Origin of the sequence: Conexibacter stalactiti (assembly GCF_033542075.1) — a bacterium.
Lineage (GTDB): Bacteria > Actinomycetota > Thermoleophilia > Solirubrobacterales > Solirubrobacteraceae > Conexibacter > Conexibacter stalactiti.
Genome location: NZ_JAWSTH010000153.1, coordinates 1 through 11,203, shown reverse-complemented (window position 1 = coordinate 11,203; position 11,203 = coordinate 1). Strand labels below are relative to the sequence as shown.

Here is an 11,203-nt window from a genome sequence, read left to right as displayed (position 1 = left end):
TGGACGCCGCGCCGGCGCCGAACGCCGCGCCGGCGCTGGACGCCGCGCCGGCCTCCACCGCGCACAGCGTCACGAGCGCGAGCAGGGCGGCGGCGTGGGGGAGGGCGAAGGCGACCAGTGCGCGCGGGCCGCGGCGGTCGACGAGGCGACCGCGCAGCGGCGCGAGCAGCGCCGAGCCGGCCGTGAAGGCGGCGACGGTCGCGCCGGCGGTGGCGAACGACCCGCTCGCCGCCTCGACGGCGAGCACGAGCGCGAGCGCATAGGACGAGAACGACAGCCACCCGAGCCCGCAGGCGAGCGCGATGGCGCGCGTGCCGGGGCGCGCGAGCAGCGCGCGATACGACGGCATGAGGGACTCCAGACCCGCCGCCCGCTGCGGCGGTTCGCGTGACACCAGGGACGCGGAGCCGCGCGGCGCGAAGGCGCCACGGGCGGGGCGGCCGCTACGGCGGCGTCAGGCGAAAGCGAGCGTGCATGCCGCGAGCGAGCCTAGCGCGGCGGGCGCCACCCGCGCGACCCGCGCGACTCACCCCTACGCCGCCGCGCGGCGGGCGCGGCGGGCGCGCCTCGCGAGCGCGACCCCCGCGACGCCACCTCTACGCCGCCGCGCGGTGCTGCTGCGGGCTCACGCCGCGCACGCGCTTGAAGGCGGCGCTGAGCGCGAAGGGGGTCGAGTAGCCGACCTGCAGGGCGACCGAGCCGATCGTTGCGCCGGGGTCGCGCAGCAGGTCCGCCGCGAGCGTGATGCGCCAGTCGGTCAGGTAGGCCATCGGCGGCTCGCCGACCAGCTCGTTGAAGCGCCGCGCGAGCGTCGCGCGCGAGACGCCGACCTCGTCGGCCAGCAGCGCGACCGTCCACGGCCGCGCCGGCTCGCCGTGCAGCAGCCGCAGCGCGCGGCCGACGATCGGGTCGCCGTAGGCGCGGTACCAGGCCGGCGCCTCGGCCTCCGGGCGCGCCAGCCACTCGCGCAGCAGCGTGATCAGCAGCAGGTCGAGCAGGCGGTCCAGCACCGCCTCCTGGCCGGGCGCGTCCCTGCCGATCTCCTCCGCCAGCAGCGGCACGAGCGGGCTCGCGGAGTCGCCGTCGCCCAGCACGATCAGCCGCGGCAGCGCGCGCAGCAGGCGACCGCCGACCTCGCCGTCGAACTGGTAGGTGCCGGTCAGCAGGACCGTCCCGCCGCCGAGGTCGTTGCCCCACGTGCGCACGCCCAGCTGCGTCATCTCCAACAGCTCCTCGCCGTCGGGCGTGACGCAGCGCTGGCCGGGCAGGATCAGCGCCTGCGGCGCGGTCCCCGGATCGTCGGCGACGACGTAGGGATCGGGACCGCGCACGATCGCGACGGCGCCCTCCGCGAGCGCCACCGGCTCCTCGTCGTCGAACCACAGCCAGGCCGAGCCGCGCACGACGGCGACGAGCGTCAGCGGCGCCTCGTCGGCGATCCGCAGCGACCACGGCGGGTCGAGCACCGAGCGCAGCAGGAAGGCGCCGCGGGCGCGTGGTCCGTCGAGCAGGCCGGCGAGAGCGTCCATCCAGCCAAGTTAGACGATCGCGTATGAGATTGCGAGAATCGGCCATGGACAGTCTCACGGCGGGCGCTCTTGAATGCTGACCTATGAGCAATCGCACGCAGGATCTCACCCTCGTCCTCGGCGCCACCGGCAAGACCGGGCGCCGCGTCCATCAACGGCTCGCCGAGCGCGGCGTCGCCGTCCGCGCCGGCTCGCGCGCCGGCAGCCCGCCGTTCGACTGGGAGCAGCCGGCGACGTGGGCGGCGGCGCTCGACGGCGCCACGCAGGTGTACCTCGCCTACGCCCCCGACCTCGCCGTCCCCGGCTCGACCGCCACCGTCGAGGCGTTCACCCGCCAGGCGGTGGAGGCCGGCGTGCGGCGGATCGTGCTGCTGTCGGGCCGCGGCGAGGAGGCGGCGCAGGCGGCCGAGCGGGTCGTCGCGCAGGCCGGCGTCGAATGGACCGTCGTGCGCGCCGCCTGGTTCGCTCAGAACTTCAGCGAGGGCGCCTTCGTCGAGCCGCTGCTGGCGGGCGAGCTGGCGCTGCCCGTCGGCGACGTGGCTGAGCCGTTCGTCGACGTCGACGACGTCGCAGACGTGGCGGTCGCGGCGCTGACCGAGGAGGGCCACGCCGGCCGCATCTACGAGCTGACCGGGCCGCGGCTGGTGACCTTCGCCGAGGCGGTTGCCGAGATCGACCGCGCTGGCGGCCCGCGGGCGCGCTTCCAGCGGATCCCGCTCGACGCCTTCCTCGGCGGCGCCGCCGACGCCGGCGAGTCGCCGGAGGTCGTGTGGCTGCTCGGCTTCCTCTTCGGCGAGCTGTTCGACGGCCGCAACGCGACCCTCGGCGACGGCGTCCAGCAGGCGCTCGGACGGCCGCCGCGCGACCTGGCGGAGTGGGCGCGGGACGCGGTCGCGGCCGGCGCGTGGAGCGGGGCCGCGGGTGGCGGCGAGCAGGGCGCGGCGGGGGCGGACGGCGCGGCGCCCGCCGCGGACGCGGAGCCGGCGCGATGAGCGCGCCGCTGCAGGGCGTCACGCTCGCGAGCGCGCTCGCCTGCGGGCTGGTCGCGGGCGTCTTCTTCGCCTTCTCGACCTTCGTCATGCGGGCCTTCGACCAGTTGCCCGGCACGCAGGGGCTGAGCGCGATGCAGCAGATCAACAGAACGGTCATCACGCCGCTGTTCATGCTCGCGCTCGGCGGCGCGGCGCTCGCCTGCCTGGCGCTGGCCGTCGTCGGCGCCGTGCGGTGGGGGAAGCCGGGCTCGCCGTGGCTGCTGGCCGGCGGCCTCACCTACGTGATCGGCACCTTCGGCGTGACGGGCGCCTTCAACGTGCCGCTCAACGATCGCCTGGAGCGGGTCGACCCGCGCGCCGCCGACGCGGCGGCGCGGTGGGCCAGCTACTCGAGCGAATGGACGGCGTGGAACCACCTGCGCACCGTCGCCGGGCTGGTCGCCGCCGCGCTGCTGACGGTCGCGCTGATCAGCGGTGACTGAGTAGCCTGCCGCGCATGAGCGAGGATCGCTTCGAGCGGGCCCGTCGCGCAATCGACCTCGGCGTGCTGCTGCTCGATGCCGGCGCGCCGGCTGCCGCAGAGACACGCGGCGCCGGCGGCACGCCGTTGGCCGTCGCGCTCTTCTGGGGCCGGCGCGTCACCGGGGAGACGCTCGCCGCCCGCGGCGGCACCGCGCCCGGCAACCTGCGCGTCGCCGCCGGCCTCGGCGACCTCGCGCTCTCGTGGGCGGCGCGCAACGACCGCTCCGACGCGCTCGACCTGCTCGTCGCGCGCGGCGCGCGGCTCGACGCCGACGTCTATCGCGGCACGGCGCTCGGCTGGGCGGCCTGCCGCGGGCGGCTGCGCGCGATCGACCGCCGCGGAGGCCGCGGCCGAGCTGCTCGACGGCCCCTGAGAACGACGAAGGCCCCGCGCGGCGGGGCCTTCAGGAGCTGCTGAACGTCGGTGCGGCGGGCGCTACTCGTCGGCCGGGTCGAAGCCGGGCGACGTGCAGTGCGGGTTCTCGCACACGTACGCGCGACCATCGTCGCCGGAGTGGAGGTGGTACGGCGCGGGCTTGGCGGGAGTCAGCACGTTCAGGAGCGCGTGGGCGAACAGCTTCATGGTGGGGGGACTTTCCTTCGTGGGGGGCACTACGCACTGCACAGATCACGGTACGGGAGGCCTGGCACCGCGAATGTGAGCGTGGTCACGGCGACGCTGCACGATAAATCGGCGCATCGTCTGAGCATGATCCGTATGTTGGTTTGCCACTGGGGAGCCCGCCACGGACGGCTCCCACTGACCACGGAGAGGTCATCGCAATGCGCAAGCTCCTGATCGGATTGGTCGCCGCCGGCGCGGCGGCCGCGTTGGCGGTCCCGGCCGGCTCGTCCGCCGGCAACGCCGCGAGCACCCGCGCGGAGGGTGCCGCGAGCGGCCCGACCGCGGCGGCCGCCAAGCGCAGCTGCCACCCCAACTACCGTGGCCGCTGTTTGAAGCCGAACGCGAGCGACTACGACTGCGCCGGCGGCAGCGGCAACGGGCCGTACTACGTCAGCGGTCCGTTCCGCGTCGTCGGCAGCGACCCCTTCCGGCTCGATTCCGACCGCGACGGGATCGCTTGTGAGAAGTAGCTCGTTGTACGCTCGCGCGCATGCATGCAGAGAAGGAGAACGGCGCGCCTGAGGGTGTGCGGGCGCGGCTGCGGGCGGCGCTGCCGGCGGCGATGAAGGCGCGTGAGAAGGAGACGGTCGCGGCGCTGCGGTCGGCGCTCGCGGCGCTCGACAACGCCGAGGCGGTCGACGCTGACGCGGCCGGGCTGGTCGCCGTCGACGGCGAGCACGTCGCCGGCACGGTCGGCGGCCTCGGCGCCGGCGAGGTCGCGCGCGCCGCGCTCGACGAGCAGCGGGCACGCGCGATCGTCGCGGGCGAAGTGCGGGAGCGGCGCGACGCGGCGCTCGGCTACGACGGCCACGGCCGCGCCGAGGAGGCCGCGCGGCTGCGCGCCGACGCCGACCTGCTCGCGAGCTTCCTCGACTGAGCGCGGAAGCCGACGGGCGGCCGCGCGCGATTGGCGTAGGCTCCGCGACGGGATGCTCTTCCCCGCACGCCTTCACGCCGGGCTCGCCGACGGCAGCGTGACCGTCGCCTTCCGCCGCTGGAGACGGCCGTCGGTCAAGGCCGGCCGCACGCTGCGCACGGCCGTGGGCGTGCTGGCGATCGACGCGGTCGAGCGCGTCCCGCTCGCGGCGATCGGGGAGGACGACGCGCGCGCGGCCGGCTACGACTCCCGCGCTGAGCTGCTCGCCAGCCTGCGGCCGCCGGCGCCGGGAGTCGATCCCGAGATGGTCCACCGGATCGCCTTTCACCATGCCGGCGCCGACCCGCGGATCGCGCTGCGCGAGCAGGCCGAGCTGACGCCGGCGGAGCTGGGGCGGCTGTGCGCGCGGCTCGACGCGATCGACGCGCGCAGCCGGCGCGGCCCCTGGACTGGCGCCGTGCTGCGGCTGATCGCCGAGCACCCCGGCCTGCGCGCCGCCGAGCTGGCCGCGCTCGCCGGGCGCGAGACGCTCCCGTTCAAGGCCGACGTGCGGCGGCTGAAGGAGCTGGGCCTGACCGAGAGCCTGGAGGTCGGCTATCGGCTGTCGCCGCGCGGGCACGCGCTCCTGCATAAGGAGAGCTGACGACCCGCCGCCTCATCTTAGGGTTGGTTTATATAAGCCAAGCGTGATACGTTCTCGATCGTGCACGCGTTCGACGTCCTCGGCGACCCGGTCCGGCGGCGGATCCTCGAGCTGCTGGCCGACGGCGAGCTGCCCTCCGGGGCGGTCGCCGCCGTCGTGCAGGAGGAGTTCGGGATCTCGCAGCCGGCCGTCTCCCAGCACCTGCGGGTGCTGCGCGAGAGCGGCTTCGCCCGCTCGCGGCCGGATGGGGCGCGGCGGCTCTACGCCGTCGAGCCGGCGGCGCTGCGGGAGGTCGACGCGTGGCTGGAGCCGTTCCGGCGCTTCTGGGAGCCGCATCTCGACGCGCTCGCGACCGAGGTCGCGCGCGGCAAGCGGCAGCGCCGGCGGCAGGCCGGAGGAACCGACGAGAGAGGCAGCAGATGATCGATGTGAGCGGGGAGATCAGCGCCGTGCGGCGGCAGCTCGGAAGCCGTGTGCTGGAGGCCGGCGAGGCGCGCGTCTCGACGATCTCGCGCAGCTACGAGACGACGCTCGACGACCTCTGGGAGGCGTGCACCGACGGCGAGCGGATCAGACGCTGGTTCATGCCCGTCAGCGGCGAGCTGAAGCTCGGCGGCCGCTTCCAGCTCGAAGGCAACGCGGGCGGCACGATCGAGCGCTGCGACCCGCCGAACGGCTTCGACGCGACCTGGGAGTACGGCGGCGAGGTCAGCTGGATCGAGCTGCGCCTGACCGCCGAGGCGCAGGAGCGCACGCGACTGACGCTGGAGCACATCGCGCACGTCGACGACGAGCGCTGGAACCAGTACGGCCCCGGCGCGGTCGGCATCGGCTGGGAGCTGGGGCTGCTCGGGCTGACGCTGCACCTGCGCGCCGGCGCCGTCGCCGACGTGACCGCCGAGGGCCAGGAGTGGGCCGCCTCCGAGGAGGGGAGACGGTTCATGGCGCTCAGCGGCGAGGCGTGGGGCGAGGCGGCGATCGCGGGCGGCGAGCCAGCGGAGGCGGCGCGCGCCGCCTCCGCGCGCACGATCGCCTTCTACACCGGGGGCTGACTCAGCGAATCGGCGGTGGGCTGCCTTCTGCGCTCGCCAGCAGCTCCGGCGCCCACTCGCAGACCGCGCAGGCGTGGCGGAAGGCCGTGCGCGCGAAGGCGAGCGCCGCCGCGTGCGGGTCGGGCGCGGCGGCGACGTCGTCCCAGTCGAGCACGAACTCGCCGAGCGGCGCCTCCCAGCGCGCCGCCGGCGGCTCCAGCGTCGCTTCGGAGAAGTGGTCGGGCGCCGGGTGGGCATAGGCGTAGAAGGCCGCTCTCGGATATCTCGCGTCACCCGGCCACCAGCCGAGCGCGACCTCCTGCGAGTCCATCGCGTTGCGCATCAGGAAGTCGTCGGAGGGCGGCTGGGCCGGCTGGCCGGAGAAGAGGTTGACGGCGAGGTCGAACGAACCCCACCAGGCGTTGACCGGCGTCGCGCGGCCGCGGTACGGCGCGCGGAAGGCGGCCAGCACCAGCGCCGCTCGCGTCGCGACGGCGAAGTACGTCTCGACCTGCGCCACGTCGTAGGTCGCGTGCTCGTCGTCCTCGACCAGCGGCACCGACCACGGAACCTCCTGCGGCGTCGGATCGATCTCGACCTCCCCGGCCAGCTCCCCGGCGGCCGCCAACAGCTCGCGCGCGACCGTGCCGACGGAGCGGTCGGGGCCGAGCGGGAGCCGCCGCACCGCGCCGTCGCTGTGCTCGACGACCGCCTCGTGCGCGCGCAGGTCGAGCGCGACGACGAAGGCGCCGGAGCCGTCGGGCGCCGGCAGCGGCAGCGTCTCCCAGCCGCGCCCGGTCAGCCGCAGCGCCGCGTGCTGCAGCTGTGGCTCCGGCGGCGCCAGCGCGACCGCGAACTTGCCGAGCACCTGCGTGTGCCCGTGGAGCGTGTCGCAGGTGGCGCGCCACGCGTCGTACGGCGGGAGGACAGGCCAGGAGGAAGGCATGGAGTGAAGCTAGCGCGCACGCGTATGCTCGTACTCCCGGCGCCGCCGTCAGCGTCACCGCCTCGATCGAGGGAGCAGCAATGGATCTGGAGCTGACCGGGAAGGTCGCCGTCGTCACGGGCGCAGGCAAGGGGATCGGGCTCGCGATCGCCGAGGCGCTCGCGGCCGAGGGCGCGCTCGCGCGAAGGCCGCGCTCGTCAACCTCAGCAAGTCGCTGGCGCAGGAGTTCGGGCCCACGGGCGTGCACGTCAACTGCATCTCGCCCGGTCCGGTCGAGACCGACCTGTGGCTCGGCGAGGGCGGCGTCGCCGACACCGTCGCGAGAGCGTCGGGAACCGATCCCGACAGCGCGCGCGAAGCGGTCGTCGCCGGCATCGGCGGGTTCGCGACCGGCCGCTTCACGACCCCGCGGGAGGTGGCCACGCTCGCCGTCCTGCTCGCCTCCGGTAAGAGCGCGAACGTGACAGGTGCCAACTACGTGATCGACGGCGGCCTGATCAAGACGCTCTGACGTCGTGCGCTAAGGTCGCCGCGTCCACAGGTCGCAGGGTCGCAGCAGGGAGCGCACGCAATGAACGCAGCACGGACGGGCTTGGGCGCAGCGCTGCTGCGCGGATTCGCCGCGCTGGCGGCGGCAGCGGCGCTGGTCGCGCTCGCCGCGCCGGCGGCGCAGGCCGGCAGCTACGACGTCTGGACCTGCCGCGGGCCGGTCGGGCAGCCGCTGCCGACCGCCGGCTGGAGCTTCAGCAGTCGCGACGTCGGCGCGCCCGACGACGTCGTCCTGACCGACACCTGCGACGGCGGCGGAAGACTGCAGCTCGCGATGCCGGGCAGCCGCGCGATCGCCGGCTCGCCGAAGGGCTACCTCACCTTCGCGGCGCCGGCCGGCACGACGATCGTCGGCTACACGCTGTGGCGCTACCTCTACGCGCCCGCCTCCGGCGCCGGCCCCGCGCACATCTTCACGGCCACGATCCGCGAGCGCACGCCGCTGGCGGAGACGGAGAGCGGCTGCGCCTCGGTGCTCGCGCTGCCGAACTGGGACTGCAGCGACGCCGGCAGCGCGTCGTCGCCGCTGGCGGCGACCAACCTCTACGAGCGCAGAGCGGTCGCGCTCGACGCGGTCCAGCTGGCGGTCGCCTGCATCAGCAACGGCTGCGACGCGCCGTTCGACGGGAGAGCGGCGATGGCGCGGATCTACAGCGCGCGGATCGCGCTTGACGACTCGATCGCGCCGGATGCGCCGCAGCTGTCGGGCTCGCTGACCGAGCCGGAGCCGGTCGACGAGCGCGGCACGCTCGTCGTCGAGAGCGCCGACGAGGGCAGCGGCGGGATCGCGGCGATGACGCTGTCGCTCGACGGCGGCGCGCCGCAGACGATCGCGCCGGCCGGGCCGCGCGGCAGCTGCCGCGAGCCGTACACGGTCGCCCAGCCCTGCCCGGCGGCGGCGGCGCGCGTCTTCGCGCTCGACACGAGCGAGCTGGAGGCGGGCGCGCATAGCGTCTCCGGCACGGTCGTCGACGCCGCCGGCAACGTCACGCCGTACGGGCCGGTCGCCTTCGCGGTCGCGCATGACACCGGCACGGGCCCGGGCGGCGGCGACGACGGCGGCAGAGGCGGCGACGGCGGCAGAGGCGGCGGTGGTGGGACTCCGGTTCCTCCGCCGGTCGTGATCCCCCCGGCGCCGATCGTGCCGCAGCCGCTGGCCGGCAACGGCAGTCCCGCCGTCAGAACGCCGCGGCTGACGCTCGACCGCTCCGAGGTCGTCCGCGCCGGCACGCGTGCGGCGCGCTTGACTGGCACGCTGCGGACGGCCGCCGGCCAGCCGATCGCCGGCGCGCGGCTGACCGTCACCGCGCGCGAGCTCGGCACCGTCGCCGAGCGCGCGCGGACGCTGCCGGTCGTGACGACCGGCGCCGACGGCCGCTTCGCCGTCACCGTCGGCGGCAGCGGCGCGCAGCGCGTCGAGCTGGCCTTCGCGCCGACCGCCGAGGCGGCCGACACCGCGCGCGCGACCGCCGTCGTGCGCGTCTCCGCCAGCCTGACCGCGACGCGCTCGCGCGCCCGCATCAGACGCGGGCAGGCGGTTGTGATCGGCGGCCGGCTCGACGGCGCCGGCACCGCCGCCCGCGGCGCCGTCGTGGAGCTGCAGGCGGTCGTGCGCGGCGAGTGGCGCACCGTCGGCACCGTCCATACCGGCGCGAACGGCAGATACCGCTGGCGCTACCGCTTCGTCAACCTGACGCGTGACACGATCTTCTCCTTCCGCGCACTCGTGCGCTCGACGCCCGGGTGGCCGTGGCCGGAGCTGGCGACCAGACGGGTGCAGGTTCGCGTCGACGCGAACTGAGCGGGGGGAGGCGGGCCGTCCGGCGCGACGACCAGACGACCGCAGATCCCTCCGCGCACCGCTGGAGCACACGATGCTGACCGCCACCAACCTGTTCGACACGCTCGGCGCCGCTGACGAGGCGACGATCGCGCGTGCGCTGCGCGCCGCGGTCGACCACGGCGCCGCGGCGACCGCCGCGCGGGCGCTCGACGAGCGCCGCTGCGGCAGTCGCTCGCTGATGGCCGCCGGCGCCGAGCTGCTGCTGGAGCTGGCGCTCGTGACGCAGGCGCTGCAGAGCCAGGCGCGGCGGGAGGACAACGGCGCCGTCGGCGAGTCGCTGTTGCTGCTGCGCGACACCAGCGCCGCCGCGGCGCGGCTGCTGTGGCGGGCGCTGGAGGCATTTCCGCGGGCGATCTGCCAGTTCGGCGACGGTCGCGGCGGGGTCGCGCGGATAGCGTGCGGCGTGCTCCGGGTCGGGGCGGAGTCTGGTGCGCCGCGACCGCCGGTCGAGATCGCGCGCGCGGCCGCCGGCGAGCTGTTCGCCGCGCTCGCGGCGAGCGAGCGCGACGGCGTTCGGGTGCCGGCGCGGCTGGCCGCCTCGCTCGGCTACGTCGTCATGCTCTACCTGCTCGCGACGACCTTGCTGGAGCAGGCGGCATGAGCATCCTCACGCCCGGGGAGCGGCGCGCCCGCGCCGCCGCCGACGCGCTGCTGGCGCGCGACTACGACGAGCTGCGCGGCGAGATCGTCCGCACCGTCGCGGGCAAGCTCGCCGCCGCCGGGGTGCGGCTGCCCGACGCCGACCTCGACGCCGCCTACAACCAGGCGTGGCACGGGCTGCACACGAAGCTCGTCGCGGGGGAGACGGTCGAGAATCACAAGGGCCTGCTCGTCGCGATCGCCCACCGTCGCGCGCTCGACGAGCATCGCGCGCACCATCCCGGCCGCCACGCCGGCGAGGAGCAGCTGGAGGCGCTGGCGACCGAGGACGAGGTCGAGGCGCGGCTCGACGACGTCACGCAGCTGCGTCAGTTCGTCGCCGGTCTGCGCGAGCGGCTCGACCGCCGCGAGCTGGAGGCGGCGGCGCTCTGTTACGTCTACGAGTACTCCCGTCCGGAGGCGGCGCGCCTGATCGGCGTCCAGCCGAAGCGGATGGAGAAGATCATGGACGCGGTCTCGCGCAAGCTCGCGCCGATGCTCGGCGAGATCCGCTCCGGCGCCTGGTGCGAGCAGCACAGATCGCTGATGACGGCCTACGCGCTCGGGCTGCTGGAGGATGGCGGCGAGCGCCACACGCTGGCGCGCGACCACCTCGACGACTGCTCCTCCTGCCGCCGCAGCGTCCTGCGCGCCCGCGGCATCGCGGCGGTGACCCCGCCGGCGCCGCTGCTCGCGGTCGTGCTCGGCGCGATCGGGGTGGGGGCCGGGGCCGGTGGCGCGGCTGGCGGCACGGGTGCGGCGGGCGGTGCGCACGGCGGTGCCGGGCACCTGGCGAGAGATCCGAGAACGAAGTTGCTGGCCGGTGCGGGCGTGGCCGGGCTCGCGGTCGTCGTCGCGGTCGTGGCGGCGCTCGCGACCGGACTGTTCGGCGGCGGCGACGCGACGACGCCGCCCGCGGCGCCGCCGGGCGCGGCGCCGCGGGAAGCGCAGGAGGTGCGCGCGGCGCGAGCCGAGCAGGCGCGCGCTCGCGAGCAGGCGCGCGCGAG

General features: G+C 75.7%; 14 protein-coding genes and 2 pseudogenes. 12 read left to right on the top strand and 4 right to left on the bottom strand.

The window, feature by feature from the left end; translation table 11 throughout:
- Positions 1-349 (bottom strand): annotated as a pseudogene (locus R7226_RS29750) (MFS transporter); the annotation flags it as partial.
- 247 nt (positions 350-596) lie between these two features.
- Entirely contained in the window at positions 597-1,529 is a 933-nt protein-coding gene (locus tag R7226_RS29745; RefSeq protein ID WP_318601107.1) for an AraC family transcriptional regulator, read from the bottom strand.
- Between the two features lie 83 nt (positions 1,530-1,612).
- Between R7226_RS29745 and R7226_RS29740 the strand changes: the two genes are divergently transcribed.
- From R7226_RS29740 to R7226_RS29730, 3 genes are read left to right on the top strand one after another with little or no spacing between them, the layout of a single operon-like run.
- Positions 1,613-2,521, top strand: coding sequence for an NAD(P)H-binding protein (locus R7226_RS29740; protein WP_318601106.1), 909 nt, complete (start codon positions 1,613-1,615; stop codon positions 2,519-2,521).
- Complete coding sequence (locus tag R7226_RS29735) at positions 2,518-3,003, top strand: anthrone oxygenase family protein (RefSeq protein WP_318601105.1); 486 nt, start codon at positions 2,518-2,520, stop codon at positions 3,001-3,003. The genes R7226_RS29740 and R7226_RS29735 overlap by 4 nt, the downstream gene beginning before the upstream one ends.
- 14 nt (positions 3,004-3,017) lie before the next feature.
- Positions 3,018-3,461, top strand: a complete 444-nt coding sequence (locus R7226_RS29730; RefSeq protein WP_318601104.1) for a hypothetical protein — start codon at positions 3,018-3,020, stop codon at positions 3,459-3,461.
- An 18-nt stretch (positions 3,462-3,479) separates the two neighbouring features.
- Here the strand turns inward: R7226_RS29730 and R7226_RS29725 are convergent, their stop codons facing one another.
- Positions 3,480-3,626 carry a hypothetical protein gene (locus R7226_RS29725; protein WP_318601103.1) on the bottom strand — a complete coding sequence of 49 codons (147 nt, stop codon included), beginning with the start codon at positions 3,624-3,626 and terminating at the stop codon, positions 3,480-3,482.
- Between the two features lie 200 nt (positions 3,627-3,826).
- Here R7226_RS29725 and R7226_RS29720 point away from each other — a divergent pair, with 200 nt between their 5' ends.
- From R7226_RS29720 to R7226_RS29700, 5 genes are read left to right on the top strand one after another with little or no spacing between them, the layout of a single operon-like run.
- Complete coding sequence (locus R7226_RS29720; protein WP_318601102.1) at positions 3,827-4,138, top strand: excalibur domain-containing protein; 312 nt, start codon at positions 3,827-3,829, stop codon at positions 4,136-4,138.
- 20 nt (positions 4,139-4,158) lie between these two features.
- Entirely contained in the window at positions 4,159-4,545 is a 387-nt protein-coding gene (locus R7226_RS29715) for a hypothetical protein (RefSeq protein WP_318601101.1), read from the top strand.
- 52 nt (positions 4,546-4,597) lie between these two features.
- Complete coding sequence (locus R7226_RS29710) at positions 4,598-5,188, top strand: ASCH domain-containing protein (protein ID WP_318601100.1); 591 nt, start codon at positions 4,598-4,600, stop codon at positions 5,186-5,188.
- 60 nt (positions 5,189-5,248) lie between these two features.
- Complete coding sequence (locus R7226_RS29705; protein ID WP_318601099.1) at positions 5,249-5,611, top strand: ArsR/SmtB family transcription factor; 363 nt, start codon at positions 5,249-5,251, stop codon at positions 5,609-5,611.
- Positions 5,608-6,240, top strand: coding sequence for an SRPBCC domain-containing protein (locus R7226_RS29700; protein ID WP_318601098.1), 633 nt, complete (start codon positions 5,608-5,610; stop codon positions 6,238-6,240). The genes R7226_RS29705 and R7226_RS29700 overlap by 4 nt, the downstream gene beginning before the upstream one ends.
- Before the next feature lies 1 nt (position 6,241).
- Here R7226_RS29700 and R7226_RS29695 read toward each other — a convergent pair whose 3' ends face one another.
- Positions 6,242-7,165, bottom strand: coding sequence for a DUF5996 family protein (locus tag R7226_RS29695; RefSeq protein ID WP_318601097.1), 924 nt, complete (start codon positions 7,163-7,165; stop codon positions 6,242-6,244).
- Positions 7,166-7,379: 214 nt separating this feature from the next.
- Here R7226_RS29695 and R7226_RS29690 point away from each other — a divergent pair, with 214 nt between their 5' ends.
- The 4 genes and pseudogenes from R7226_RS29690 to R7226_RS29675 form a co-directional block, all read left to right on the top strand.
- Entirely contained in the window at positions 7,380-7,676 is a 297-nt protein-coding gene (locus R7226_RS29690; RefSeq protein WP_404827927.1) for an SDR family oxidoreductase, read from the top strand.
- A 60-nt stretch (positions 7,677-7,736) separates the two neighbouring features.
- On the top strand, positions 7,737-9,515 hold the full coding sequence (locus R7226_RS29685) for a carboxypeptidase-like regulatory domain-containing protein (RefSeq protein WP_318601096.1): 1,779 nt from the start codon (positions 7,737-7,739) through the stop codon (positions 9,513-9,515).
- Between the two features lie 73 nt (positions 9,516-9,588).
- The gene (locus tag R7226_RS29680) at positions 9,589-10,158 is read left to right on the top strand and encodes a hypothetical protein (RefSeq protein WP_318601095.1); all 570 of its coding nucleotides are present in this window, start codon (positions 9,589-9,591) and stop codon (positions 10,156-10,158) included.
- A pseudogene (locus tag R7226_RS29675) lies at positions 10,155-11,203 on the top strand (hypothetical protein); the annotation flags it as partial. The gene R7226_RS29680 and the pseudogene R7226_RS29675, both read left to right, overlap by 4 nt.

What these genes read in the sequence shown, in the direction of transcription:
- R7226_RS29680 (WP_318601095.1), top strand. Translation starts at nt 9,589, where the DNA reads ATGCTGACCGCCACCAACCTGTTCGACACGCTCGGCGCCGCTGACGAG.
- R7226_RS29740 (WP_318601106.1), top strand. Translation starts at nt 1,613, where the DNA reads ATGAGCAATCGCACGCAGGATCTCACCCTCGTCCTCGGCGCCACCGGC.
- R7226_RS29735 (WP_318601105.1), top strand. Translation starts at nt 2,518, where the DNA reads ATGAGCGCGCCGCTGCAGGGCGTCACGCTCGCGAGCGCGCTCGCCTGC.
- R7226_RS29745 (WP_318601107.1), bottom strand. Translation starts at nt 1,529, where the DNA reads ATGGACGCTCTCGCCGGCCTGCTCGACGGACCACGCGCCCGCGGCGCC.
- R7226_RS29715 (WP_318601101.1), top strand. Translation starts at nt 4,159, where the DNA reads ATGCATGCAGAGAAGGAGAACGGCGCGCCTGAGGGTGTGCGGGCGCGG.
- R7226_RS29720 (WP_318601102.1), top strand. Translation starts at nt 3,827, where the DNA reads ATGCGCAAGCTCCTGATCGGATTGGTCGCCGCCGGCGCGGCGGCCGCG.
- R7226_RS29700 (WP_318601098.1), top strand. Translation starts at nt 5,608, where the DNA reads ATGATCGATGTGAGCGGGGAGATCAGCGCCGTGCGGCGGCAGCTCGGA.
- R7226_RS29710 (WP_318601100.1), top strand. Translation starts at nt 4,598, where the DNA reads ATGCTCTTCCCCGCACGCCTTCACGCCGGGCTCGCCGACGGCAGCGTG.
- R7226_RS29695 (WP_318601097.1), bottom strand. Translation starts at nt 7,165, where the DNA reads ATGCCTTCCTCCTGGCCTGTCCTCCCGCCGTACGACGCGTGGCGCGCC.
- R7226_RS29725 (WP_318601103.1), bottom strand. Translation starts at nt 3,626, where the DNA reads ATGAAGCTGTTCGCCCACGCGCTCCTGAACGTGCTGACTCCCGCCAAG.
- R7226_RS29685 (WP_318601096.1), top strand. Translation starts at nt 7,737, where the DNA reads ATGAACGCAGCACGGACGGGCTTGGGCGCAGCGCTGCTGCGCGGATTC.
- R7226_RS29730 (WP_318601104.1), top strand. Translation starts at nt 3,018, where the DNA reads ATGAGCGAGGATCGCTTCGAGCGGGCCCGTCGCGCAATCGACCTCGGC.